Source organism: Streptomyces sp. NRRL B-1347 (assembly GCF_000720325.1).
GTDB lineage: Bacteria > Actinomycetota > Actinomycetes > Streptomycetales > Streptomycetaceae > Streptomyces.
Window position 1 is genome coordinate 1 of record NZ_JOJM01000069.1, and the last position, 23,243, is coordinate 23,243.

Here is a 23,243-nt window from a genome sequence, read left to right on the forward strand (position 1 = left end):
CCCGCCCACCCGTACCACCCCGGTGACCCGGCCCGGCCCCGGCCTAGCGGCTTGCACGTCGTCGTCCGGCTGCTTCGCCGCTTCGCGGCGAAACCCGCCTGCCCGCCCCCAAAAGGGGGCGGGCAGGCGGGAAAACGGCGGGCGGGCGGTTGGCGACGGCGCCCGGCCGGAGCCGTTCAGCCCGTCCGGCGATTGAGGACAAGCGCGTCAGCGCGGTGTTTGGAGGGGCGGGGATCGGGAGAGGGCGCTGCCGTCAGGTGGTGTAGTGGTGGCGGAGGCGGGCGTACGACTCCGGTGGGGCGGTGGTGGCGTCGAGGGCGAGGAGCGCGGCGCCCAGGACGGGGCGTTCGGAGACCACGCGGGGGACGGCCTTGGGCGCCCGCTCGGCGAGGCGGCCGCGGACGCCGTCGTCGAGGCGGCGGTGGCGCGCGGCCAGGACGCTGCCGCCCAGGAGCACCGGAGCCTCCTCCTCCAGGAGGCCGAGGCGGTCGAGGGCCACCGTCGCCATGGCGACGACCTCCTCCGCCATCCGGTCCACAAGCGCCCCCGCGACCGCGTCGCCCGCGGCGGCCGTGGCGAAGAGGACGGGCGTCAGCTCGTGCTGGCGCGCCGCCTCGATGTGCCCCAGGTGCAGCGCCTCGATGAGCGCGTACATGGAGTCGAGCCCGAAGTGCGCGGGCAGGTCGCGCATCAGCGCGGTGGGCCCGCCGCGCCCGTCCTCGGCGCGGGCCGCGTGCCACAGCGCCTCCTGGGCGAGCCCGCCGCCCCCGCCCCAGTCGCCGGAGATCTTGCCGATGGCGGGGAAGCGGGCGGTGCGCCCGTCGGGCAGCATGCCCACGCAGTTGACGCCCGCGCCGCACACCACGGCGACGCCGCGCGGCTCCGCGTCCTCGACGAGGCCCGCCCGCAGCACCGCGAAGGTGTCGTTGCGCACGTCGACGCTCGCGCCCCAGGCGCGGCGGCGCAGCGCGTCGGCCAACTCCCGCTCCTCCACGGGCAGATCGGCGTTGGCGAGGCAGGCCGACACGTACCCGACGGACGTCAGGCCCGCTTCGTCGAGGGCCCGGCCCACCGCGTCCGCGAGGACGTCCACGGCCGGTTCGACGCCGACCTGCGGGGGCCGGAATCCGCCGCCGCGGGCCGTGCCGACGACGCTGCCGTCGGCCGCGACCACCGCGACGTCGGTCTTGCTGTTGCCCGCGTCGATGGCGAGCACGGAACTCAGGCCCACGCGAGGTGCTCCCGGTTGTGCGCGATCAGCTTGTCGGTGAGCTGCTCCGCGTATGCGTACTGGCCGATCAGCGGGTGTGCGAGGAGGGCCTTGAAGACGCGGTCGCGGCCGCCGTGCAGGGCCGCGTGCAGCGCCAGGTCCTCGTACGCGGTGACGTTGGCGATCAGGCCGGAGAAGAGCGGGTCGAGGGCGGGCACGGCGAGCGGAGTGGCGCCCTCCTTGCCGACGGACGCCTGGACCTCGATGACCGCGTCGTCGGGGAGGAAGGGGAGCGTGCCGTTGTTGTAGGTGTTGACCACCTGGTACGGGCTGCCGCCGCCACCGAGGAGGGACGCCGCGAGGTCCACGGCCGCCTCCGAGTAGAAGGCGCCGCCGCGCTTGGCGAGGAGCTCCGGCTTCTCGTCGAGCGTCGGGTCGCCGTACATCGTCAGCAACTGCCGTTCCATCTCGGCGACCTCGGCCGCCCGCGAGGGCTTCGTGGCCAGCTCCCGTACGACCTCGTCGTGCTGGTAGTAGTAGCGCAGGTAGTAGGAGGGGACGACGCCCAGGCGGTCCACCAGGGTCTGCGGCATGTGCAGGTCGGCGGCGATGGCCTCGCCGTGCTCGGCGAGGAGCCCGGGCAGGACGTTCTCGCCCTCGGGGCCGCCGAGCCGGGCGCCCAGCTCCCAGGTCAGGTGGTTCAGGCCCACGTGGTCCAGGTGCACTCGCGCCGGGTCCACGCCCAGGTGCGCGGCGAACTTCCGCTGGAAGCCGATCGCCACGTTGCACAGGCCGACGGCCTTGTGCCCGGCCTGGAGCAGCGCGCGGGTGACGATGCCGACGGGGTTGGTGAAGTCGATGATCCAGGCGTCGGGGTTGGTGCGGCGGACGCGTTCGGCGATGTCGAGGACGACGGGGACCGTGCGCAGCGCCTTGGCGAGGCCGCCCGCTCCCGTCGTCTCCTGGCCGACGCAGCCGCACTCCAGGGGCCACGTCTCGTCCTGCTGGCGGGCGGCCTGGCCGCCGACGCGCAGCTGGAGCAGGACCGCGTCGGCGTCGGCGACGCCCGCGTCCACGTCGGACGTGGTGACGATGCGTCCCGGGTGGCCCTGCTTGGCGAAGATGCGCCGGGCGAGGCCGCCGACGAGTTCGAGGCGCTCCGCCGCGGGGTCGACGAGGACGAGCTCCTCGATCGGCAGGGTGTCCCTCAACCGTGCGAAGCCGTCGATGAGTTCGGGTGTGTAGGTCGAGCCTCCGCCGACCACTGCGAGCTTCATTGCTGAATCAGCCCTTTACTCCGGTGAGGGTGACGCCTTCCACGAAGGCCTTTTGTGCGAAGAAGAAGATGACGATGACCGGAGCCATGACCAGGAGGGTCGCCGCCATGGTCATGTTCCAGTTCACCATGTGGGCGCTCTTGAAGGACTCGAGGCCGTAGGACAGGGTCCACGAGCCCGGGTCCTGCGCCGCGTAGATCTGCGGACCGAAGTAGTCGTTCCAGCAGTAGAAGAACTGGAAGAGGGCGATCGCCGCGATGCCGGGCTTGGCCATCGGCACGATGATCGTGAGGAGCGTCCTGAACTCGCCGCAGCCGTCGACGCGCGCCGACTCGATGTACTCCTTGGGGATGGTGAGGAGGAACTGCCGGAGCAGGAAGATCGAGTACGCGTCGCCGAACGCCATCGGGATGATCAGCGGCCACAGCGTGCCGGACAGGTGGAACTGCTGCGCCCACACCAGGTACATCGGGATCACGATGACCTGCGGCGGCAGCATCATCGTGGAGATGACGAGCAGCATCGCGGTGCGGCGGCCGCGGAAGCGGAACTTGGCGAGCGCGTAGGCGACGGGGATCGCCGAGCACACGGTGAAGAGGGTGCCGAGCCCCGCGTACATCAGGGAGTTGCGCCACCAGGTGAGGAAGCCGTCGGTCTCGAAGACGGCCTTGTAGTTCTCCCAGTGCCAGGAGGACGGCCACAGGTCGCCGCTCATCGCCTGCGAGTCGCTCATCACGGACGTCAGGAAGACGAAGACGAACGGGAGGACGAAGAGCAGCGCGACGGCGATCGCCACGCTGTGCACGGCTATCCAGTGGAGCGTCCGCTTGCGGCGGGCGCGGGCGGTCGCCGGGTCGCGCCGCCCCGCGGGCGCGGAGGCCTTCGAGGACGCGGGCGCGCTGAGTGTCGTGGAAGTCATGGGGATCAGTCCTCCGCCGAGAGCAGGCCCGAGCGCTTGCGCATGAGCAGCAGGGTCGCGGCCATGGCGATGGCGAAGAGCACGAGCGAGAGCACGCACGCCGCACCGGTGTTGAAGTTCTGGAAGCCCATCTGGTAGACGAGCTGGGGGACCGTGAGGGTCGAGTGGTCGGGATAGCCGGGCTGGACCACCGAGCCGGGCCCGATGTTGACGCCGGAGGCGACCTTTCCGGCGACCAGGGCCTGGGTGTAGTACTGCATGGTCTGCACGATCCCGGTGACCACGGCGAACATCACGATCGGCGTGATCGACGGCCAGGTGACGTACCGGAACTTCGCCCAGGCGCCCGCGCCGTCGAGCTCCGCCGCCTCGTACTGCTCCTTGGGCACGTCGAGCAGCGCCGCCATGAAGATCACCATCAGGTCGCCGATGCCCCACAGGGACAGCATCACGAGTGATGGTTTGGCCCAGTTCGGGTCGTTGAACCAGGTGGGCGCGTCGATGCCGACCTTGGCCAGGATCTCGTTGACCGGCCCCGAGCCCGGGTTCAGGAGGAAGACGAAGGCGACGGTGGCCGCCACCGGCGGGGCGAGGTAGGGGATGTAGAAGGCGGTGCGGAAGAAGCCGACGCCGCTCTTCAGCTTCGTCACGAGCAGCCCGAGCGAGAGCCCGAAGAGCACGCGCAGGGCCACCATCACCACGACCAGCCACAGCGTGTTCCACAGGGCCGGGCCGAAGAGCGGCATCTGCTCGAACACGTACCGCCAGTTCTTGAGGCCCACGAACGTGGGCTCCTTGATCTGGTTGTAGTGCATGAACGAGAAGTAGACGGTGGCGATCAGCGGGTACGCGAAGAAGACGCTGAAGCCGATCAGCCAGGGGGAGAGGAAGCCGAGCGTGCGCAGTCTGCGGCGCGTCGGGGGTGAGAGTGTTGCCATGGCGGGGCCCTCCTCAGTTCTCTGACTGGAGGTTGTCGGCGTCGATCTGGTCGTCGAGCTTCTTCAGGCCCTCGCGCAGGTTCTTCTCGTGGCCGGCCTCGACGGAGTACGCGAAGTCCCCGAACGAGACGATGTAGGCGCCGCCGTTGACGGACGGGGGCATGGCCTGGCTGTGCTCGCTCTGCAGGATCTTGAAGAAGGTGCGGAATTTCGGATCGGCGTCCAGCTTCGGTGACTTGAGGGCCGCGAAGGTCGACGGCACGTTGTGGATGGCGTTGGCGAAGTTCACGACCTGGTCGGTGTCGGCGGTCAGGAACCGCACCAGCTCCCACGCCGCGTTCTGGTGCTTGCTGCTGTGGGCGATGCCCGCGACGGTGCCGGTGATGAAGCCGCGGCCGTACGCCTCCGCCTGGTCGTCGGGCACCGGCAGCGGCGCCACGTCCCAGTCGAACTTGGCCTTGGCGTCCTTGAGCATCAGGCCGCGCCACTCGCCGTCGAGGAGCATGGCGACCTTCTGGGTGAGGAAGGCGTTCTGGCTGGACATCTCGTCGCCGAAGGTCGAGCGGAACTTCTCCAGGTCCTTGAAGCCGCCCTGCGCGTCGAGCAGTTCGTTCGTCGTCTTGAAGTAGTCGTACGAGGCGGGTTCCCGCGCGAGCCGGGACTTGCCGTCGGCGTCGAAGTACCGCGGGCCCCACTGCGCGAAGAGGCGGTCGGCGCTGCCCTGGTAGAGGCGGAAGTTGGGCATGTAGCCGACCCGCTCGTACGAGTCCTTGCCGCTGCGCACGGTCAGCTTCTTCGCCGCGGCCTTCAGCTCCGACACGGTGCGCGGCGGGCGCGGGATGCCCGCGTCGGCGAAGGCGTCCTTGTTGTAGTACATGCCGTACGCGTCCGCGAGGAGCGGAAGCGCGCACTGGGTGCCCTGGTAGCTCGTGTAGTCGAGCAGGGTCTTGGGGAACGTCTTCTTCTTGTTGAGTCCGGTCTTCTTCATGAACGGGTCGAGGTCGACCCACATCCCGGAGTCGCAGTACTGGCCGACGTTGTTGGTGGTGAAGGAGACCACCACGTCGGGGGCCTCGCCGCCGCCCGCCCTGAGGGCCTGGTTGATGGTGGAGTCGGGGACGTTGCCGGTCGCCTTCACATCGATGTTCGGGTGCAGCTTCTCGAACCGCTCGATGCTCTCGTTGATGGCCTTGACCTCGCCGGGCGCCGACCAGCCGTGCCAGAACTTCAGCGTCACGGGCTTGGTCGGGTCGTCGTCGGCGCTGCCCGTGCTCGGGTTGGCGCAGCCGGACAGGAGCAGTCCGGCGGCGGCGAGCGCGACCGGCACGCGCGTGCGTATTCGCCATCGCGGCATGGCGGACTTCCTTTGCGGGAGGGGAGGTGGGGAGGGAAGCGGTGGCCGGGCCCGGGGCGGGCCCCGAGGCGGGGGCCTCAGGCCGTGTCGAAGAGCGTGTCGCGGGCCTGGGTGAGGGCGGTGCGCAGGGCGCCGGTGAGGATCGGGTCGCCGTCGAGCTCGCTGACGCGCAGGAGCGGGCGCGGCAGGGCGAGGCCGGTCAGCTCCTCCTTGACGCGCAGCAGCAGCTCCTCGCCGCCGGCCTGCGGGACCTGGCCGGACAGCACGACGAGTTCGGGGTCGACCACCGCCACCACCGCGGCGAGGCCGGTGGCGATGTGCCGGGCGAGCTCGTCGCGCGCGTCGGTGTCGGCGAGCGCGTCGGTGAGCGACGCGCCGCCCGCGCGCTTGCGGATCGCGTAGGCGGAGACGAGGCTCTCGAACCCGCCCCGGTAGGACTCGGGCGTCGGCTCGGGGCCGCGCAGCAGCGGGGCGCCGGGCACCGGCATGTAGCCGATCTCGCCCGCGCCGCCGGTCGCGCCGCGCAGCAGGGTGCCGCCGAGCACGATCGCGGCGCCCACGCCCTCGTCGAGCCAGGCGAGCACGAAGTCGTCGTGGTCCTGCGCGGCGCCCTCGTACTGCTCGGCGATGGCGGCGAGGTTCACGTCGTTCTCGATGGTGACCGGGGTGCCGAGGACCTCGGCGAGCTCGGCGCGCAGGGTGCGCGAGTGCCAGCCGGGCAGGTGCGGGGCGTAGCGGAGCCGGCCGTCGTGCGGGTCGATGGCGCCGGGCGTGCCGATGACGGTGGCGCGCAGGTCGTCGTGGTCGAGCCCGGCCTGGGTGAGCGCGCCGTCCACGGCCTCGACGACGAGCTGGGCGGTGCGGTGGCGCACGTCCTCGGAGACGGCGTCGGCCTCGATGCGGAAGCGGCCCACCTCGCGCCCGGTGACGTCGGCGACCAGGGCGGTCAGTCCGGTGGGGTCGGCGGACAGGGCGGCGACGCCGCCGACGCCGGGGTCGATCTCGTACAGGACGGCGTTCGGTCCGGGCCGTCCGCTCTGCCGGCCCGTGGTGCGGACCAGGCCCGCGCTCTCCAGGCGGCTGAGCAGCTGTGAGGTGGTGGGCTTGGACAGGCCGGTGAGCTCGCCGATGCGGGTGCGGGTGAGCGGCCCGTGGGCGGCGAGCAGATCGAGCGCGGCGCGGTCGTTCATGGCGCGGAGCACGCGGGGCGTGCCCGGAACGCCGGGCGACCCGTTGGACGGGGTGGTTCCGGCCATTGCTGACGACACCTGCCCTTCGGCGGCCCGCCTCCCCACTTCACTGTTAGGAAGGCTTCCTATTGGTTGCGAGGAACGTAAGCCGCCGTGAAGAGCCCGTCAAGAGTGGGCGCCGCGGGGGCAACCAAGTCGTTATCTGTGGGTGATCCACGGGGGCGCCCGCGCGGCCCTGAGACGCCGATGGGGGCGCCCGGACGGTGCCGGGCGCCCCCACGGGCGGAGAAACGACGCTGCGGAAGGTGTCCGAAAACAGCCTGAGGGCTGCCCCCGAGGGCCGCCCCGACGGCTGCTTCGGCAGCTGCCCCGACGGCTACTTCGACAGGTTCGGCGGCGGTATCGGCGACGCCGTCAGGGACTGCGGGGACGTCGTCGACGCGTACGCGGACGGTGCCGCCATGCCCGCCGTCGGGTCCGCCGCGGGGCCCTCCTCCAGCGGCAGCGGCAGACCGCCCACGATGCGGATGCCCGCCGCGTCGAAGGCCCGCTTGATGCGCCAGCGCAGCTCGCGCTCCACACCGAGCGACTTGCCCGGCATCGTCTTCGCCGAGACCCGCACCACCATCTGGTCGAGCAGCACGCTGTCCAGGCCGAGCACCTCGACCGGGCCCCACAGCTGCTCGTTCCAGGGCTCGTCCTTGCCGATCCGCTCGCCGACCTCGCCGAGCACCCGCTTGACCTTGTCCAGGTCCTCGTCCGGGCGCACGGTCACGTCGACGCCCGCGGTCGACCAGCCCTGGGAGAGGTTGCCGATGCGCTTGACCTCGCCGTTGCGCACGTACCAGATCTCGCCGTCGTCGCCGCGCAGCTTGGTGACGCGCAGGCCCACCTCGATGACCTCGCCGGAGGCCACCCCGGCGTCGATGGAGTCACCCACGCCGTACTGGTCCTCCAGGATCATGAAGACGCCGGAGAGGAAGTCGGTGACCAGGTTGCGCGCGCCGAAGCCGATCGCGACGCCCGCGACACCGGCGGAGGCGAGCAGCGGCGCCAGATTGATCTCGAAGGTGCCGAGGATCATCAGCGCGGCCGTGCCCAGGATCAGGAACGACGCCACGGAGCGCAGCACGGAGCCGATGGCCTGCGAGCGCTGCCGCCGCCGCTCCACGTTCACCAGGAGGCCGCCGAGCGCGGTGCCGTCCACGGCCTGCGCCGTGCGGTTCATCCGGTCTATCAGCTTGGTGATGGCGCGCCGCACGAGCACTCTCAGGACCATCGCGATCACGACGATCAGCAGGATGCGCAGGCCGATGGCGAGCCAGGTGGACCAGTTCTCCTCGACCCAGCTCGCGGCGTTCTGAGCGCTCTCGTGCGCGTCGTCGAGCGTGGGCGCGACGGGCTTCGGCGTCTTCGTCGGGTCCGGGTCCGTCCCGGCGGCCGAGAGCACGGACAGGAACACGGCGGGTACCTCCAGGCATAGCGGTCTGCCCAGGAGATGCACCGGGCAGACCCACCACACTAACGGGGCATTGTGTGGGGATCGTTGTCATGTTCGAAGGCCATCGGGTGATCACCCGGTGACCAGCGGCTGGTCACGCCTGGGGAAACGTGTCATCAGTGCTTCCGGCGGGGTGTGGTTGAAAACACTTCAAGGCCGTTACCGGGACATGGTGGCGCTACGACCAGGCATGAGGGGAAACTGGTCCACAGATCGTCCCGGCGCGAGCCACGCGCCGCCGGCGTACAAGGAGGCCTCCGTGCCGCATGTCCTGGTCCTCAACGCGTCGTACGAGCCCCTTGGCGTCGTACCGCTCCGCCGCGCGCTCGTCCTCGTCCTGGAGAACAAGGCACTCTGCCTCGAGGAGTCCGGCGCCTTCATGCACAGCGCGACCCGCACCATCCCCGCACCCAGCGTGGTCCGGCTCAAGCGGTTCGTGCGGGTCCCCTACCGGGGGCCCGTTCCTCTGACGCGACGTGCTCTGTTCGCCCGTGACGGCGGCCGGTGCATGTACTGCGGTGGCGTCGCAACCAGCGTCGACCACGTCATTCCGCGCAGCCGCGGCGGCCAGCACGTCTGGGACAACGTGGTGGCGTCCTGCCGCCGCTGCAACCACGTGAAGGCCGACCGGCACCTGCTCGAGCTCGGCTGGCGCCTGCGCCACAAGCCCGCTCCACCGACGGGGCTCGCCTGGCGCATCATCGGCACCGGGCATAGGGACCCGCGCTGGCTGCCGTACCTGCAGCCGTTCGGCGCGGACGACGCGATGGCCCGGATCGACGGCATCTCCGCCTAGGAGATCGATCGGTTCGGGCCTTTGTCGTGGTCGTCGTGGCCCCGACCGTCGTGTCCGCGACGCCGCACGGCCAGGATGTGCGGCGTCGCGGATACGACAAGGAACAAGGCGCGAAGAAGTGACGAAGCAAGGCGCGAAGAAGCAAGGAGCGAGGCGTCACGGGCGGGGGCCCGGGGCCGCCGCCCCCTGCCCCGCCGCCGCTCCGGCCACGGCGTAGGCCTCCACCGACCACAGCGAGTAGCCGAAGCGCGTCGCCCGCCGGTCGCCCTGCACCCGGACGAAGCGCGTGCCCGGCGCGTCCATGCGCACCGACTCGCGCCCGCCGCGCCCGTCCCGCACGGTGGCGGCCGTGCGCCAGGTCCTGCCGTCCGCCGACGTCTGGATGCGGTACGCGGACGCGTACGCGTCCTGCCAGCGCAGCACCACCTGGCCGAGCCGCGCGGGCTCGGCCAGCTCCAGCTGCCACCAGGCGCCGTCCTCCGCCGGTGAGGACCAGCGGGTGGCGGCGTCGCCGTCGACGGCGGCCGCGGCCGGGAAGGCCGCCGTCTCGTCGCCCGACGACGAAGCCCGCGCGCCGCGCGCCAGGTCCGGGCCGCCGGTGCGGGGGTAGGCCCGCACGGCCACCGTCCGCGTCTCACCCGCGAAGGACACCGGGATCTCGTACGTCCCCGCGCGCGTGCCCGCGGGGACGGTCACGTCGAGCGGCACCGCGACCACCGTGCCGCGCGGCAGCGCCGTCGTCTCCGGGACGCGCACCCGGAGGGCCCCGGGCGCCCGTGCCTCAAGGCGCCCGTACACGGTGCCGGGGCGGCGCGGGAGCAGCCTCGCCGTCACCCGCGCGGGGGCGCCGCCGATCTCCGCGTCGGCCTCGGCGCGGGCCAGCGTCAGCCGGGTCGCGGGCCCGTCGGCGAACCAGGGCGCCAGGTGCCGGACCGTTCCGCCGGACGCGGTGACCCGTACGGCGTCCGCGCGCGGCTCCCGCTCCGGGCGGACCTCGGTGAACCCGGACGCGGAGAGCCCGGTGAGGCGGCGCCAGCCCGCGCCCGGCACGTGTGCCTCCACCGCGCCCCGGGCGCCGGGGTCCGTCAGGACCGTCACGGCGGCCAGCGGCCTGGCCCGCCCCCAGCGGGCGTCAGGACCGTCGGCCGCGTGCTCGCCGTCGAGCCCCGCCCACCGTCCGTACGCCCGCTCGGCGCGGTCGAGGAACGGGTCCAGGACGCCCTCGCCGACCGTCACGCCGCCGGTCCGCAGCGCGCCGCGGAGGCCGCGCAGCGCGCGGGCCGCGCGCCAGGCGGCGGCGCCGTCGCCGCGGGCGGCCGCGCCCAGCATGTCGACGACCGTCCCGCCCGCATCGCCGTAGCGCGCCAACTGGGCTGCCCAGGGCGCCACTTCGCGGCCCACGTCCGTCCCGGCGAGGTGTTCGGGCGCCGCCCGCATCACGTCGAAGGCGGACCGCAGCTCGCCGGCCGCGGCGTCGGCGCGGGCCGGGTCGGGCTCCGCGCGGGCCGCCCAGAAGGCGCGCAGCAGGGGCCGCAGATAGGCCGACTCCTCGGCGCCGAGGACCGACGAGGCGTCGTTGCCCGCGAGGGCCCGCAGCGCGCGGCGTGCCCGCGGGTCGCCGCCCGCCAGGTCGTCGATCGCGGCGAGCCAGGACGCGTGGGGCCGGTAGCCGCGCGGGTTCCAGGCGTAGTCGGCGGCCGTGAACAGCGGGATGCGGGACGCGACGGGCTGTTCCATGGCGTTGCCGAGCAGGCCCGCGGAGCCCTGTGCGACGGCGGGCTCGCGGCCCGTGTAGGGGCCGAGGAAGATGCGGTCCCGCGCGAAGTCGTTCACCGGGTAGTTGTCCATCGTGACGAGCGGGTGCGCGCCGAACGCCTCGCGCGCGCCCGCCAGTTCACGGCCCGTGATGGTGCGCGGCACGACACCCACGCCCGTCCACGCCACCTCCACCCCGCCGTCGAGACGCCGCGCGAGCGCGTCGCGGTACGCGGTCGAGCCGTCCTGGAAGTACTCGGTCGGCATCAGGGACAGCGGCCGCGCCCCGGGATGCCGGTCGGCGAGGTGCCGCGCCAGGGCGTTGGCGACCCGGGCCTGGGCCCGTGCCGCCGCCCGGGGGCCCGAGCCGAAGGCCTCCGCGTCCTGCTCGCAGTGCCACTCGCTGTAGCTCACGTCCTGGAACTGGAGCTGGAAGGCGCGGAAGCCGAGCGCCCACATGGCGTCCACCTTGCGGGCGAGGTCCCGCACGTCCTGCCCGGACGACAGGCACATGCCCTGGCCCGGGGCGACCGCCCAGGCGAGCGTCACGTGGTTGCGTGCGGCCCGCTCGGCGAGCGCGCGGAACTCGGCGCGCTGCGCCGCCGGGTACGGCTCGCGCCAGCGGGCCTGGCGGTACAGGTCGCCGCCCGGCGCGTACAGGTACCGGTTCTGCTTCGTGCGGCCCATGAAGTCCAGCTGGGCCAGGCGCTGTCGGTGCGTCCACGGCGTGCCGTAGAAGCCCTCCGTGAGGCCGCGCACCGGGGCCGCGGGCCAGTCCCGGACGCGCACGCCGGGGATCAGCCGGGTCCGGGGGTCCGTCAGCTGCCGCAGTGTCTGCGCCGCGTGGAAGAGGCCGTCCGGGCCGACGCCGTCGAGCGCCACCGTGTCGCGGCCCGCGACCTCGCCCACCGCGAGGCGGTAGCCGCCCGGCGGCAGGTCGGCGCGCGGCCGGGCGCCGAGGAGGCGCAGCGCGTCGGCCGCGCCGGTGCCTCCGGCGCGGACCACCAGGTGCGTGCCGGGCGGGGGCGGGGTGCCGTCGGGCACCTCGGTGATCTCCCGCGCGCCCGCGGCCCGCAGGAGCGCGCGCAGGGCGTCGAGGGCGTGCGGGTCCGCGTTCGCGCCGTTCTCTGTGTTCTCTGTGTTCCCGATGGTCCCTGTGTTCCCGATGGTCCCGGCGATCAGTACGACCGTGTCGCCGACGGTGATCGGGGCGGTGGCCGTGCGCTCCATGTGGTGGGGGCGGGGCCACACCTGGAGGGGCTCGGCGGTGGTCCGCTCGCTCTCCGTACGGGGGTCTCCCGGGGGTGTCGGGGTGGCGAGCGCGGGTTCCGTCAGGGCGGTGATGGTGCCCAGGGTGCCCGCGATGACGGCTGCGGCGATGGCGGCCGCGCCCTTTCTGCCCCGCAGTTGCACGGCCCCCTCCTCGTCACTGTCGACACACGCGCGGTCACGTAGCGCACTGAGCCCACCATTGGGGCGGGGTGGGTGTCAACGCCGGGCCCGGCCCTCGCGGGGCGCTCCTGACCCGCCCCTTCCCGATCCTGGGGGCTCCGCCCCCAGACCCCCGCTCCTCGAACGCCGGAGGGGCTGGATCCTTCAGCCCGCCCAGTCGGCGGGGTCGCTGTGACCAGCGTCACCTTCGCGGGTCGTTTGCGTCTGCGGTCCGCCGCAGTGGGTATGCCCCCGGGAACCGAAGCCCGCGAAATCCCTCGCGCATCCGCGCCCACCCGCGAAACAAGGAGCGTCCCGTGCCCCCTTCGGCGAATCTTCTCCCGTCCGGCTTCCCCCTGGAGGTCTCGCACCCGGACTCCGGCCTCGACGGCTCCTGCTCCTGCGGCTGCCTGGAGCCGCCCCTGACCAGCGAGCCCCCGCTCGCCGACGCCGCGCCGCTGACCAGTGAGCCGCCGCTCACCGACGCCGCGCCCCTGACCAGCGAGCCGACCTCCACGGGCACGGCCGCGGGCCTGGACCCGGCCGGGATCTAGGGCGCGGGGTGACCCTGGCCCGGCTCGCCGCCCTGCACGGCGTGGCCACCTCCTACTCCCCGTCCCCGGGCCGCACGGTCCAGGCCTCCGACGCGGCGGTCGTCGCCGCGCTCGCCGCCCTCGACGTCGACGCGAGTACGCCGGACGCGGTGGGAGCCGCCCTCGCGGAGCGCGAACGGGCCCTGCGGGAGCAACTGTTGCCCCCGACCGTGGTGCGCTGGCGCGAACCGGAGGGCGGACAGGGGGAGTTACCGGAGCGCGAGGCCGCCCCCGACCCGCTCCGCGCGCTGCCCGACCGCACCCGCCTCCACCTCCGCACCGAGCAGGGCGGGACGCTCACCTGGGACGCCCCGGCGCCGCCCCCGCAACTGCCGCTGGGCGCCCACCGGCTGCGCGCCACCACCCCGGACGGGGCCGTCGCCGAGGCCCACCTCCTGGTCGCCCCGAGCCGCGCGCCCGGGCCGCGCGCGCGGGCGTACGGGTTCCTCGTCCAGCTGTACTCGCTGCTGAGCCGCCGCTCCTGGGGCATGGGCGACCTGGGGGACCTGGCGGAGCTCGCGGCGTGGGCGGGGCGCTCGGCGGGCGCGGGGTTCGTCCAGGTGAACCCGTTGCACGCGGCGGTGCCCGCGCCGCCCGGCGGCAGCAGCGACCCCTCGCCGTACCGGCCGTCGTCGCGCCGCTTCCCCGACCCCGTGCACGTACGGGTGGAGGACGTACCGGAGTTCGCACGCCTTCGCGGCGCGGCGCGGCAGCGGGCGGGCGCCCTGCTCGAACGGGCCGACGGGCTGCGGAGGTCGGTGCTGCGGGACGGGCAGCTGATCGACCGCGACGCCGTGTGGGCGGCGAAGGCCGAGGCCCTCGAACTGGCCGCGCGGGTGCCGCTCGGCCCCGGCCGCTGCGCCGCGTACAGCGACTTCCTCGCCGAGCGCGGCGAGGCCCTGGAGGCGCACGCCACCTGGTACGCGCTCGCCGAGCGGCACGGACCCGACTGGCGCGCCTGGCCCGCGCCGCTGCGCGACCCGGACAGCCGCGAAACGGCCCGCGCCCGCTGCGAGTTGATGGACCGCGTCGACTTCTACGAACGGCTCGCCTGGTACGCCGACGAGCAACTGGCCGCGGCGCAGCGGGCCGCGCGGGACGCGGGCATGGGCATCGGGCTCGTCCACGACCTGGCGGTGGGCGTGCATCCGGACGGCGCCGACGCCTGGGCGCAGCGGCACCACTTCGCGACGGGCATGTCGGCGGGCGCGCCCCCCGACGCCTTCAACGCGCACGGCCAGGACTGGAACCTGCCCCCGTGGCGGCCCGACCGGCTCGCCGAGTCCGGGTACGCGCCGTTCCGCGAGGTCCTGCGCGCGACGCTGCGGCACGCGGGCGCGGTGCGCGTCGACCACGTGATGGGCCTGTTCCGCCTGTGGTGGGTGCCCGCGGGCCGCCCGCCCACGGAGGGCACGTACGTGCGGTACGACGCCGACGCGATGCTCGCCGCCCTCGTCCTGGAGGCGCACCGCGCGGACGCGCTCGTGATCGGCGAGGACCTCGGCACCGTCGAGCCGGGCGTGCGCGACGCGCTGCGCGAGCGGGGGGTGCTCGGCACGTCGGTGCTCTGGTTCGAGCGGGACTGGGCGACCGAAGGGCCCGGCCCCGGCGGGTCGGGACAGGTGCTGCCGCCCGCACGGTGGCGTGCCGACTGCCTCGCCACCGCCACCACCCACGACCTGCCGTCCACGGCCGCCCGCGTCACCGGCGAGCACGTCGCGCTCCGCCACGACCTCGGCCTGCTGACCCGGCCGCCGGCCGCCGAGCGCGCCGAGGCCGCCGCCGACGTGCGCGAGTGGCTGGCGCTCGCCTCCCGGCTCGGCCTGCTGCCCGGCGGCGCCGGGCACGAGGAGGACGAGGTGCGCGCGGTGCACCGGCTGCTGCTCGCCACCCCGGCCCGGCTCGTCGGGGTCTGGCTCCCGGACACGGTCGGCGACCGCCGCCCGCAGAACGTGCCGGGCACCCTGGACGCGTACCCGAACTGGCGGCTGCCCATCGCCGGTGCCGACGGCCGCCCGGTGTCCCTGGAGGACCTGACGGCGTCGCCGCGGCTGCACGCACTGCTCGACGTCTTCCGGGAGTTCCGCACCGGCCGGTCCCGCGGGGCCTGTCGCGGCCCCGGCACCGTCCCCTGATGGCACCCCGGGCGCGCGGCCCGCGGAGCCGTTCGCTAGTTTGGCATCGTGGACAAGAAGAACGCTCTGCGCGCCGGTGCCGTTGCCGCCGGTACGACGCTGATGATGCTGCTCATGTCGTCCCCCGCGCTCGCGCTCACCCGCGACGACGGCGACGACCCGGCTCCCAAGCTGAGCGTCGCCGAGACGCTCGGCCTGTATGTCGTGGCGCCGATCGTCCTCTTCCTGGTGATCGCGGGTCTGGTCATGGTGGGTGACAAGTCCCGCAAGCAGCAGAAGCAGGGCTGACCCGCCCCCTTTCAGTGACGCCGAGGGCGCCCCTCGGCGACGTACACGAAGAGATCCCTCTTTCTGTGTGTACGCCGCCGAGGGGCGCCCTCGCGCGTGTTCAGGCGGGTGCGGCGCCCGCGAGCAGCTTCCTGAGCAGATCGGCGAGCTGAGCGGTCTCCTTCTCGTCGAGACCGGAGGCGCCGAGCGCCGCGCGCTGCGCCTCGAGCCCGGCCACGACGGCCCGGTCGACGAGTTCGCGCCCCGCGTCGGTCAGCGTGACCTGGAGCCCGCGCCGGTCGTTCGGATCGGGCGAGCGGCGCAGCAGGCCCGCCCGCTCCAGCTTGTCGAGGCGCCCCGTCATGCCGCCGGTGGTCAGCATCAGGGTGGCGGAGAGCTGCCGGGGCGAGAGCGTGTACGGCTCGCCGTGCCGGCGCAGCGTGGCGATGACGTCGAACTCGCCCCGGGTGGTGCCGACTTCGCGGTAGGCCTTCTCGACGCGGTCCCCGACCGCGTGCGCCACGCGGTACACGCGGCCGTAGATCTCCATGGGGGTCGTCTCCAGTTCGGGCCTGACGGAGGCCCACTGCTCGATGATCGCGTCGACGGCGTCGGCGTGCGGAGTGTCCTGGGAGTGCATGGGGGAAGTATCGGCCCCGCTTCAGATGCTTGCAAGTAAGCAGATTCGGCCTAAGTGAATTTTCGCTAAGTGGGTTGACGTTAAGTAGCTTGCGGCTAAGCTAATCACCATCAAGCTTCCACTCCGGCCTGTCGGGCCGCCGAGAGAGGTGTGCCATGAACCGCGCCGCCACGATCCTGCTCACCGCCTACGCACCCATCACCTGGGGCTCCACCTACGCCGTCACCACGGAGTTCCTGCCGGCGGACCGGCCCCTGTTCACGGCCATGATGCGGGCGCTGCCCGCGGGTCTCCTGCTGCTGCTCCTGGCCAGACGGCTGCCGAAGGGAGTGTGGTGGGGCAAGGCCGCGGTCCTCGGCGCGCTGAACATCGGAGCCTTCTTCCCGCTCCTGTTCCTGTCCGCCTACCGGCTGCCCGGCGGCATGGCCGCCGTCGTCGGCTCCGTCGGGCCGCTGTTCGTCGCCGGGCTCTCGGCCCTCGTCCTGAGCGAGCGCCCGACCACCCGCACGCTGCTCACCGGGATCGCGGCCGCGCTCGGCGTCAGCCTCGTCGTCCTCAAGGCCACCGGGAGCCTGGACGCGATCGGCGTGCTCGCGGCCGTGGCGTCCACCGCGTCGATGTCCACGGGCACCGTGCTCACCAAGCGCTGGGGCCGCCCCGAAGGCGTGGGCCCGCTGGCCCTGACCGGTTGGCAGCTGACCATGGGCGGTCTGCTCATCGCGCCGATCGCCTTCCTGGTCGAGGGCGCCCCGCCGGCGCTCGACGGCCGGAACATCGCGGGCTACGTGTACCTGTCCATCGCCGGTACGGCCGTCGCCTACTGGCTCTGGTTCCGCGGCTTCGGCCGCCTCAGCGCCACCCAGGTCAGCCTGCTCGGACCGCTCTCACCGCTGACGGCGGCGGTCATCGGCTGGGCGGCGCTCGGCCAGTCGCTGACGGCGGTGCAGGTGGCGGGCATGGCGATCGCCTTCGGCGCGACGCTGTTCGGCCAGCTCAAGCCGCGGGAGAAGGCGGAGCGGGCGGGGACGCGGACGGTGGCGGGCGCGCCCGCGGCCACCGAATCGTTCAGCTCGGCTACAAAGAACGGTCGGAAAGTTTCGATGGACCTGAGCGGTGAGCCGGTGCGACGGTAGTCCGGCAAGCGAACGCACCCACCGCCCCGGACCCCGGGGAGAGAGCCGAGGGACACCCGTGGCGACCGCCCTGGACCGGACCACCGAGTCGAGCGCGAAGGGCGCGGGGGGCGGGAAGGAAGCGGAGAGCGGGAAGAGCGGGAAGAGTGTGGAGGACGCGGCGGCCGCCGCCCGGGACACCCGGGCGGCGGCCGCCGTCGGTGGTCCGGTCGTCGGGCTCGGCCTCGCGCTGCTCGCGACCGTCGTCTGGTCGGGCAGCTTCGTCACGTCCCGCGCCCTCGCCGACAGCGTGCCGCCCGTCCAGCACGCCTTCTGGCGCTGGCTGATCGCCATCGCGGCGGTCGCGCCCTTCGCGGTCCGCGCGACCTGGCGCGCGCGGGCGGTCCTGCGCCGCCACCTCGGCTACCTCCTCGCCGCCTCCTTCCTCGGCGTCACCCTCTACAACACCCTGGTGAACCAGGCGGGCGTGACCACCACCGCGGGCAACATGGGCATGATCATGGCCGCGTCGCCGGTCCTGATGGCCGGCTACGAACGCCTCGGCGGGGCCCGGCTCGGCGCCCGCCGCACCACCGGCATGCTGATCGCCTGCGCCGGAGTGCTGCTCCTGGTCAGCAAGGGCTCCCTCGCCCTCGACCTCGCCGCCGGCGACCTGTGGGTGATCGGCGGCGCGTTCGCCTTCGGCTCCTACAGCGCGCTGCTGCGGCGCAGGCCCCCGGAGCTCGGCGGACTGCCCTTCCTCTTCGCGACGTTCGTGCTCGGCGCGCTGATGCTGCTGCCCGCGTACGCCGTCAGCCTCACGGTCCAGGGCGGCTTCGCGCCCACGGCGGGCACCGTGACGCCGCTGCTCTACGTCGGCGTCGTCTCGTCGGCCGTCGCCTTCTTCGCCTGGAACAAGGCCATCGCCCTGATCGGCGCGGCCCGCGCCGGAGTCGTCTACTACCTCCAGCCCGTGTGCGTGGCGCTGCTGTCCTTCGCCCTGCTCGGTGAGGACATGAGCCGGCCGCGGGCGGCGTGCATGGGCCTGATCCTCGGCGGCGTCGTGCTCGGCTCGACGGCGGGCCGCGGGCGGGGTGCCGCGGCCGTGGCGGGGAGGGGCGCGCCCGCCTGACTGAACGGGCGCGCCCGGCCGACGGGACGGGGCCCGCCCGGTCGGCCTGCTCCGATCCTTCCGGGCGGCCGGGCCCGGGGCATCGGCCCCTGGGTCGGTACCGCCTCCGCCGCACGGGGGAGACCGGCGGGGACCGCAGGGGGCGCGGGTACGTTGGCGGCATGAGTGAGTGGGACATCAAGAAGCTGCGGATCCTGCGCGCGCTGCGGGACCACGGCACGGTGACGGCGGCCGCAGGGGCGCTCAGCATGACGCCGTCCGCCGTGTCCCAGCAGCTGTCCAACCTCGCCAGGCAGTTGGACGTCCCGCTGCTCGAAGCGCAGGGGCGGCGGGTGCGGCTCACCGACGCGGCGCACCTCGTGCTGCGGCACGCGGAGGCGGTCTTCGCGCAACTGGAGCGGGCCGACGCGGAGTTGGCCGCCCACGCGCGGGGCGACGAGGGGGAGGTGCGGGTCGGGGCGTTCTCCACGGCGGTGCCCGCGCTCGTGGTGCCCGCCGTACGGGCCCTGCGGACCACCAGGCCCGGGGTGTTCGTACGGGTGCGGGAGGCCGAGGCGGCGCAGGCGTACGAGCTGCTCGCGGCGGGCGAGGTGGACCTGGCCGTGTCGCTCGCCGCGCAGGCCCCGGCGCGGCGCGACCCCCGCTTCACCGGAGTGACCCTCTTCGCCGATCCGCTGGACGTCGCCCTGCCCGAAGGGCATCCGCTCGCCCGCAAGCGGGGGCTCAGGCTCGCCGACCTCGCCGACGAGCCGTGGATCTTCGGGGGGTCCGGGCCCTGGTCGGACATCACGCGGGCCGCGTGCGAGGCGGCGGGGTTCGTGCCGGAGCAGGCGCACAGTGCCGCCGGGTGGACGGCGATCCTGGCGATGGTGGAGGCGGGGATGGGGGTGGCGCTGGTGCCGCGGATGGCTGGTGCCGCGGGGCACGGGGGCGTGCTGATGCGGGGGCTCGGGGCGGGGCGGCCCCACCGTCATGTCCTGGCGGCGACCCGGCGCGGGGCGGGCCCCGCGGTGGCCCACGTCCTGGCGGCCCTCCGCGCGGCGGCGCCGGGGGCCTGAGCCCCAGCGCGAACGGCTGGGCGGCACCTGGGCGCTGTGCCCACCCCTCCCCAAGCTCTCGGCTTCGCTCGAGCAGGGGATGCCCCACTCGCCCTGCGGGACGATTGCCCACAGCAATGGTGGGTGGGCGGGTATCCGCCCACCCACCGGCAGGATCAGGCCCGGTCGGCCGTCTGGGCTCGGAGGGCCCGGTCGACTCCCGCGCGGGACTCCGTGATCAGGCGGCGCAGAGCCGGGGTCGGCTCCGCGGCGGAGAGCCACGCGTCGGTGGTGTCGAGGGTCGCCGCGGACACCTGGACCGACGGGTAGAGGCCCACCGCGACCTGCTGCGCCATCTCGTGCGAGCGGGACTCCCACACCGCCTTGACGGCATCGAAGTACTTCTCGGTGTACGGCGCGAGCAGCTCCCGCTGCTCGGTCTGCACGAAGCCGGAGATCACGGCCTCCTGCACGGCGTTGGGCAGCGCGTCGGACTCCACCACGGACGCCCACGCGGCCGCCTTGGCCTCGGGGGTCGGCCGCGCGGCCCGCGCGGCGGCGGCGTGCCGCTCGCCCGCCGCCGTCCGGTCGCGCTCGGCCTCGGCCGCGATGCCCGCCTCGTCGAGGCGGCCCATGGCCGCGAGCCGCCCCACGAACGCCCACCGCAGCTCGGTGTCCACGGCCAGGCCCTCGATGGTCTCGGAGCCGTCGAGCAGCCCTTCGAGCAGCGCGAGGTCGGACTCCGTGCGGGCGGTCGCCGCGAACGCCCGCGCCCAGGCGAGCTGGTGGTCACTGCCGGGCTCGGCCGCGCGCAGGTGCTCCAGGGCCGCCTCGGTCCACCGCGCGAGCAGGGCATCGCGCCCGGCCGGGTCGGCGTACAGGTCGAGGGCGAGCTTCACCTGCCGGTGCAGGGACTGCACCACGCCGATGTCGGACTCCTTGGCGATGCCGGAGAGCACGAGCGCCAGGTAGTCGCGCGTCGGCAGCTCCGCGTCGCGCGTCATGTCCCAGGCGGACGCCCAGCACAGCGCGCGCGGAAGCGAGGCCTCGAAGTCGCCGAGGTGCTCGGTGACGAAGGCGAGGGACTCGGTGTCCAGGCGGACCTTCGCGTACGACAGGTCGTCGTCGTTGAGCAGGACGACCGCCGGGCGGGCCCGGCCGACCAGGGCCTCCACGGCCGTCAGCTCGCCGTCGACGTCGAGCTCCACGCGGTCGGTGCGCACCAGCTTGCCCGACTCGTCGTCCAGGTCGTACAGGCCGATGGCGATGCGGTGCGGCCGCAGCGTCGGCTCGCCGGTGGCCCCCGCGGGCAGCGCGGGCGCCTCCTGCTTGACGGCGAAGGACGTGATGACGCCCGCGGAGTCCACGTCCACGACCGGGCGCAGCACGTTGATGCCCGCCGTCTCCAGCCATTTCTTCGACCAGGTCTTCAGATCGCGGCCGCTGGTCTCCTCCAGGGCGCCGAGCAGGTCGCTCAGGCGGGTGTTGCCGAACGCGTGGCGCTTGAAGTACGCCTGCACGCCCTGGAAGAACTCGTCCATGCCGACGTAGGCCACCAGCTGCTTGAGGACCGAGGCCCCCTTCGCGTAGGTGATCCCGTCGAAGTTGACGAGCACGTCGTCGAGGTCGCGGATGTCCGCCATGATCGGGTGCGTGGACGGCAGCTGGTCCTGCCGGTACGCCCAGGTCTTCATGGAGTTCGCGAACGTCGTCCACGAGTGCGGCCAGCGCGAGCCCGGCGCGTACGCCTGGCAGGCGATGGAGGTGTACGTGGCGAACGACTCGTTCAGCCACAGGTCGTTCCACCACTCCATGGTCACGAGGTCGCCGAACCACATGTGGGCCAGCTCGTGCAGGATGGTCTCGGCGCGCACCTCGTACGCGGCGTCCGTCACCTTGGAGCGGAAGACGTACTGGTCGCGGATCGTCACCGCGCCCGCGTTCTCCATCGCGCCCGCGTTGAACTCCGGCACGAAGAGCTGGTCGTACTTCTTGAAGGGGTACGCGTAGTCGAACTTCTCCTGGAACCAGTCGAAGCCCTGCCGCGTCACCTCGAAGATCGCGTCGGCGTCGAGGAACTCGGCGAGCGAGGGCCGGCAGTAGATGCCGAGCGGCACGCTCTGCCCGTCCTTCTCGTACGAGGAGTGCACCGCGTGGTACGGGCCGACGATCAGGGCCGTGATGTACGTGGAGATGCGGGGGGTCGGCTCGAAGGACCAGACGTCGTCCTTGGGCTCGGGCGTCGGCGAGTTGGAGATCACCGTCCAGCCGCTCGGCGCCTTCACGGTGAACTGGAAGGTGGCCTTCAGGTCCGGCTGCTCGAAGGAGGCGAACACGCGGCGCGCGTCCGGCACCTCGAACTGCGTGTACAGGTACGCCTGCTGGTCCACAGGGTCGACGAAGCGGTGCAGGCCCTCGCCGGTGTTCGTGTACTCGCAGTCGGCGACGACCCGCAGCTCGTTGCGCCCCTCGCGCAGGTGCCGCAGGGCGATGCGCGAGTCGCGGAAGACCGCGCCGACCTCCAGGGCGTGGTCGTTGAGCACCACCTCGTGGACGGCCGGGGCGATCAGGTCGATGAACGTCTCGGCGTTCGCCTCGGCGCTGTCGAAGCGCACGGTGGTCACCGACCGGTAGGTGCCGCCCTCCTGCGCTCCGGAGAGGTCGAGATCGATCTCGTACGAGTCAACGGTGAGCAGCTTCGCCCGCTGCTGCGCCTCTTCACGGGTCAGATTGGTGCCGGGCACGCGGTCATCTCCTCAGTGCGACATGCGAAGTTTCTGTGATGTTTCCGGCCATCCTTCCATGCGGCGCGGCGGCGTGCCCCGGCCCATTGTTCTCGGCTCGCCCTGCGGTTAGCATCCGCGCGTCGGCTCAGGCCCCGGAGGCCTCTGCGGGCCCCAGCGGTGGCGGACACGGGCGGAAGCAGGTGTATATGGCACGGGGAGTACGGGGCCGGTTACGCGGGACGTCACCGCGCGCGGTCCTGGCCCCGGCGGCGGCCCTGGCCCTGCTGCTCGCCACGGCGGGCTGCGGCGGCTCCGGAGGCGACGACGGCGGCGGCACGGCGGACGGCGACGGCCTGGAGAAGGCCACGATCACCGTCGGCACGATGCCCGTGGCGGACACCGCTCCGCTGCAGCTCGCGATGGCCAAGGGCTTCTTCAAGGCGGAGGGGCTCACGGTCCGCACGACCACGCTCCAAGGCGGCGCCGAGTCGGTCAGCAGGCTCCGCGCGGGCGCCCTCGACATCTCCTTCGGCAACTACGTCTCGTACTTCCTCGCACACGCCAACAAGGCCCTGGACGTGCGGATCGTCGCCGACGCCTTCGCCTCCGCGCCCAAGACCCACGCCGTGCTGGTGCGCAAGGGTTCGTCGGTCAAGAGCCTGAAGGACCTCGAAGGCAAGAAGATCGGCGTCAACACCAAGCGGAACATCAGCTCCCTGCTCGTCCAGAAGGCCGCCAAGGCCGAGGGCGCCGAGTTCGACGAGGACGCGGACTTCGCCGAGGTCGACATGCCGAACATGGAGACCGCCCTGAAGTCGGGCAGCGTCGACGCCGTGCAGGCCGCGGAGCCGTTCGTCAGCGCGATCGAGGAGTCCGGCACCGGCCGCGTCGTCGCCGACCTCGGCAGGCCGCCGACCGCGGGCTTCCCGATCGCGGGGTACGCGACCACCGCGCGGTTCGCCGCGAAGCACCCGAAGACCGTCGAGGCCTTCCAGCGGGCCATGGCCCGCGCCCAGAAGCAGGCCGCCAACCGCGCGACGGTCGTCCGCACGCTCCCCGGCTACACCAAGATCACGCCCGATCAGGCCGCCCAGCTCCACCTGGGCGGCTATCCGGTGGCCCTGGACCCGGCACGCCTTCGCCGGGTGGTGGAGCTGATGCGGGAGTTCGGCTATCTGCGGCGGACCATCGACGTCGAGCCGCTCCTCGTGCGCACGGGGCCGTGAGGGC

General features: G+C 73.3%; 18 protein-coding genes. 8 read left to right on the forward strand and 10 right to left on the reverse strand.

Annotated features, from left to right (window positions below):
* Window positions 1-253 precede the first annotated feature (253 nt).
* The 7 genes from IG74_RS0137000 to IG74_RS0137030 all read right to left on the reverse strand — a co-directional run bounded on the left by IG74_RS0137000 (window position 254) and on the right by IG74_RS0137030 (window position 8,350).
* Window positions 254-1,231, reverse strand: coding sequence for an N-acetylglucosamine kinase (locus IG74_RS0137000; protein WP_030686402.1), 978 nt, complete (start codon window positions 1,229-1,231; stop codon window positions 254-256).
* Window positions 1,222-2,487, reverse strand: a complete 1,266-nt coding sequence (locus IG74_RS0137005; protein ID WP_030686404.1) for a 6-phospho-beta-glucosidase — start codon at window positions 2,485-2,487, stop codon at window positions 1,222-1,224. The genes IG74_RS0137000 and IG74_RS0137005 overlap by 10 nt, the downstream gene beginning before the upstream one ends.
* A gap of 7 nt (window positions 2,488-2,494) precedes the next feature.
* Window positions 2,495-3,406 (reverse strand): carbohydrate ABC transporter permease, encoded by a 912-nt coding sequence (locus IG74_RS0137010; RefSeq protein ID WP_030686406.1) that lies wholly within the window; start codon window positions 3,404-3,406, stop codon window positions 2,495-2,497.
* A 5-nt stretch (window positions 3,407-3,411) separates the two neighbouring features.
* Window positions 3,412-4,344, reverse strand: coding sequence for a carbohydrate ABC transporter permease (locus IG74_RS0137015; protein ID WP_030686408.1), 933 nt, complete (start codon window positions 4,342-4,344; stop codon window positions 3,412-3,414).
* A gap of 13 nt (window positions 4,345-4,357) precedes the next feature.
* Entirely contained in the window at window positions 4,358-5,698 is a 1,341-nt protein-coding gene (locus tag IG74_RS0137020) for an ABC transporter substrate-binding protein (protein WP_030686411.1), read from the reverse strand.
* 77 nt (window positions 5,699-5,775) lie between these two features.
* Entirely contained in the window at window positions 5,776-6,954 is a 1,179-nt protein-coding gene (locus IG74_RS0137025) for an ROK family transcriptional regulator (protein ID WP_030686414.1), read from the reverse strand.
* 310 nt (window positions 6,955-7,264) lie between these two features.
* Window positions 7,265-8,350 carry a mechanosensitive ion channel family protein gene (locus IG74_RS0137030; RefSeq protein WP_030686416.1) on the reverse strand — a complete coding sequence of 362 codons (1,086 nt, stop codon included), beginning with the start codon at window positions 8,348-8,350 and terminating at the stop codon, window positions 7,265-7,267.
* A 298-nt stretch (window positions 8,351-8,648) separates the two neighbouring features.
* On the opposite strand from IG74_RS0137030, the gene IG74_RS0137035 reads away from it, so the two are divergent.
* Window positions 8,649-9,185, forward strand: coding sequence for an HNH endonuclease (locus IG74_RS0137035; RefSeq protein ID WP_030686419.1), 537 nt, complete (start codon window positions 8,649-8,651; stop codon window positions 9,183-9,185).
* A 156-nt stretch (window positions 9,186-9,341) separates the two neighbouring features.
* Here the strand turns inward: IG74_RS0137035 and IG74_RS0137040 are convergent, their stop codons facing one another.
* Entirely contained in the window at window positions 9,342-12,353 is a 3,012-nt protein-coding gene (locus IG74_RS0137040) for a beta-N-acetylglucosaminidase domain-containing protein (protein ID WP_030686420.1), read from the reverse strand.
* Between the two features lie 335 nt (window positions 12,354-12,688).
* On the opposite strand from IG74_RS0137040, the gene IG74_RS0137045 reads away from it, so the two are divergent.
* Genes IG74_RS0137045 through IG74_RS0137055 form a run of 3 tightly spaced genes read left to right on the forward strand, consistent with a single transcriptional unit; the run spans window position 12,689 to window position 15,387 of the window.
* Window positions 12,689-12,925, forward strand: a complete 237-nt coding sequence (locus IG74_RS0137045; RefSeq protein ID WP_030686422.1) for a hypothetical protein — start codon at window positions 12,689-12,691, stop codon at window positions 12,923-12,925.
* 8 nt (window positions 12,926-12,933) lie between these two features.
* Window positions 12,934-15,099 (forward strand): 4-alpha-glucanotransferase, encoded by a 2,166-nt coding sequence (gene malQ, locus IG74_RS0137050; protein WP_051856181.1) that lies wholly within the window; start codon window positions 12,934-12,936, stop codon window positions 15,097-15,099.
* A gap of 48 nt (window positions 15,100-15,147) precedes the next feature.
* Window positions 15,148-15,387 (forward strand): hypothetical protein, encoded by a 240-nt coding sequence (locus IG74_RS0137055; RefSeq protein ID WP_030686424.1) that lies wholly within the window; start codon window positions 15,148-15,150, stop codon window positions 15,385-15,387.
* A gap of 100 nt (window positions 15,388-15,487) precedes the next feature.
* Here IG74_RS0137055 and IG74_RS0137060 read toward each other — a convergent pair whose 3' ends face one another.
* Window positions 15,488-16,006, reverse strand: a complete 519-nt coding sequence (locus IG74_RS0137060) for a MarR family winged helix-turn-helix transcriptional regulator (RefSeq protein ID WP_030686426.1) — start codon at window positions 16,004-16,006, stop codon at window positions 15,488-15,490.
* Between the two features lie 155 nt (window positions 16,007-16,161).
* Here IG74_RS0137060 and IG74_RS0137065 point away from each other — a divergent pair, with 155 nt between their 5' ends.
* The 3 genes from IG74_RS0137065 to IG74_RS0137075 all read left to right on the forward strand — a co-directional run bounded on the left by IG74_RS0137065 (window position 16,162) and on the right by IG74_RS0137075 (window position 19,308).
* Window positions 16,162-17,139, forward strand: coding sequence for an EamA family transporter (locus tag IG74_RS0137065; protein ID WP_030686428.1), 978 nt, complete (start codon window positions 16,162-16,164; stop codon window positions 17,137-17,139).
* A gap of 148 nt (window positions 17,140-17,287) precedes the next feature.
* A complete protein-coding gene (locus IG74_RS0137070) occupies window positions 17,288-18,250 on the forward strand; it encodes a DMT family transporter (protein ID WP_051856192.1) in 963 nt (320 codons plus the stop codon).
* Between the two features lie 161 nt (window positions 18,251-18,411).
* Window positions 18,412-19,308 (forward strand): LysR family transcriptional regulator, encoded by an 897-nt coding sequence (locus tag IG74_RS0137075; protein WP_030686433.1) that lies wholly within the window; start codon window positions 18,412-18,414, stop codon window positions 19,306-19,308.
* Between the two features lie 155 nt (window positions 19,309-19,463).
* On the opposite strand, the gene pepN is transcribed toward IG74_RS0137075, so the two are convergent.
* Window positions 19,464-22,031 (reverse strand): aminopeptidase N, encoded by a 2,568-nt coding sequence (pepN, locus tag IG74_RS0137080; protein ID WP_030686435.1) that lies wholly within the window; start codon window positions 22,029-22,031, stop codon window positions 19,464-19,466.
* Window positions 22,032-22,219: 188 nt separating this feature from the next.
* On the opposite strand from pepN, the gene IG74_RS0137085 reads away from it, so the two are divergent.
* Window positions 22,220-23,239: an ABC transporter substrate-binding protein gene (locus tag IG74_RS0137085; RefSeq protein ID WP_030686438.1), complete on the forward strand. Its 1,020-nt coding sequence runs from the start codon at window positions 22,220-22,222 to the stop codon at window positions 23,237-23,239.
* Window positions 23,240-23,243 lie beyond the last annotated feature (4 nt).

What these genes read in the sequence shown, in the direction of transcription:
- IG74_RS0137005 (WP_030686404.1), bottom strand. Translation starts at nt 2,487, where the DNA reads ATGAAGCTCGCAGTGGTCGGCGGAGGCTCGACCTACACACCCGAACTC.
- IG74_RS0137010 (WP_030686406.1), bottom strand. Translation starts at nt 3,406, where the DNA reads ATGACTTCCACGACACTCAGCGCGCCCGCGTCCTCGAAGGCCTCCGCG.
- IG74_RS0137015 (WP_030686408.1), bottom strand. Translation starts at nt 4,344, where the DNA reads ATGGCAACACTCTCACCCCCGACGCGCCGCAGACTGCGCACGCTCGGC.
- IG74_RS0137020 (WP_030686411.1), bottom strand. Translation starts at nt 5,698, where the DNA reads ATGCCGCGATGGCGAATACGCACGCGCGTGCCGGTCGCGCTCGCCGCC.
- IG74_RS0137025 (WP_030686414.1), bottom strand. Translation starts at nt 6,954, where the DNA reads ATGGCCGGAACCACCCCGTCCAACGGGTCGCCCGGCGTTCCGGGCACG.
- IG74_RS0137060 (WP_030686426.1), bottom strand. Translation starts at nt 16,006, where the DNA reads ATGCACTCCCAGGACACTCCGCACGCCGACGCCGTCGACGCGATCATC.
- IG74_RS0137065 (WP_030686428.1), top strand. Translation starts at nt 16,162, where the DNA reads ATGAACCGCGCCGCCACGATCCTGCTCACCGCCTACGCACCCATCACC.
- IG74_RS0137075 (WP_030686433.1), top strand. Translation starts at nt 18,412, where the DNA reads ATGAGTGAGTGGGACATCAAGAAGCTGCGGATCCTGCGCGCGCTGCGG.
- IG74_RS0137085 (WP_030686438.1), top strand. Translation starts at nt 22,220, where the DNA reads ATGGCACGGGGAGTACGGGGCCGGTTACGCGGGACGTCACCGCGCGCG.